The sequence below is a fragment of the Actinomadura rifamycini DSM 43936 genome (genome assembly GCF_000425065.1).
GTDB classification, from domain to species: Bacteria; Actinomycetota; Actinomycetes; order Streptosporangiales; family Streptosporangiaceae; genus Spirillospora; species Spirillospora rifamycini.
Genome location: NZ_AULB01000075.1, coordinates 1 through 1,548 on the forward strand (window position 1 = coordinate 1; position 1,548 = coordinate 1,548).

Genomic DNA, 1,548 nt, shown 5'->3' on the forward strand with positions numbered 1-1,548 from the left:
CCTGCTCGTCGGCACGCCCCTCGAACACCAGATTTCCGTCCGGCGTCCACCGGGCCAGGTCACCCGTCCGGTACATGCGGCCGGAACCGCCGAACGGGTTGGCGACAAACCGTTCGGCCGTCAGTACGGGACGTCCGACGTAGCCGCGCGCGAGTCCTTCGCCCGCGATGTACAGCTCCCCGACCATGCCGGGGGGTGCCGGGCGTAAGAACTCGTCGAGGACGTACATCCGGGTGTTGTCCAGCGGACGACCGATCGGCACCGCCGCCGGGACGTCATCGCCGGACCTGTACGGAACGTGCGTCGCGAACGCCGTCGTCTCCGTCGGCCCGTAGGTCGAACGGACCACCAGATCGGGGTGCGCCTCCAGGAGGTTGCGGATCGCGGTGGACGACACGACGTCGCCACCGGTCGACACCTCCCGGACACCCGCGAAGATTTCCGGCGACTGCTCTGCCAGCACCCGGAACAGGCCGGCGGTCGCGTGCACGTTCGTCACACCGTGCTCGGAGATCAACGCACCACGTTCCGCCGCATCCACCTTGCCGGGCGGAGCGATTACCAACCGACCGCCGCGCAGGAGCGGAGCCCAGATCTCGTACGTCGACGCATCGAACGCATGGTTCGCCTGCATCAGGACGCATTCCACGACGTCATCGCGCCACGCGCTGTCGAGCGCGAACGCCGCGACGTTGCCGTGCGTGACCGCGACCCCCTTCGGGACCCCCGTCGAACCGGAGGTGTACATGACGTACGCCAGATCGTCCGGCGAAACGACCACACCGGGAGCGTGCTCGAACGGCTGGAACGCGTCGTCGTCCGTCAGCACGACCGACACACCGGCTTCCGCGACGATCGACGCCAGCCGCTCCTCCGGATGCGAGACGTCCAACGGGACGTATGCTGCACCGGCCTTCAACACACCCAACAACGTCGCGACCAAGTCCGCAGACCGCTGCATCCGCACACCCACCAGCGACCCACGACCCACACCACGGCCACTCAAATCACGCGCAATGCCGTTCGCCCAGGCGTCCAATTCCGCGAACGTCCGCTCCACACCGTCCGCGATCACGGCGACCGCATCGGGAGTCCGAGACGCCTGCGCCTCGAACAGCTCGACCAGCGAACCGCCCGGCACCGGACGCGCCGTCGCGTTCCACTCCTCCACCACCTGCCGGCGCTCATCGCCCGACAGCAGTTCGAGGTTCCGGACGCGAAGGTGCGGGTCGGTCGCCACCTGCTCCAGCACGCGCGTCACGCGGTCGAGCAAGGCTCGGGCCGTCGCCTCGTCGAACACGTCCGGCCGGTAGTCCAGCCGCAGTTCACCGTCCTGCGGCATCACGCCGAGGATCAGCGGGTAGTGCGCCGCGTCGCGTGCGTGGACGCCGGTGACGTCGAGGCCGGACGGGCCGGACGGCAGGTCGGCCTCGGGGAAGTTCTCGTACACGAGGAGCGTGTCGAAGGAGGCGCCGGGCCCGGCGAGGCGCTGGATCTCCGCGAGCCCGAGATGCTGGTGCGCCATCAGCGCCGACTGCCGCTCCTGAA

The 1,548-nt window shown here is 69.1% G+C and carries 1 protein-coding gene; it reads right to left on the reverse strand.

Annotation, left to right across the window (positions count from 1 at the left end):
- Positions 1-1,548, reverse strand: a 1,548-nt coding sequence (locus H505_RS46080) for a non-ribosomal peptide synthetase (protein ID WP_034521200.1), incomplete at both ends; no start/stop codon positions are given.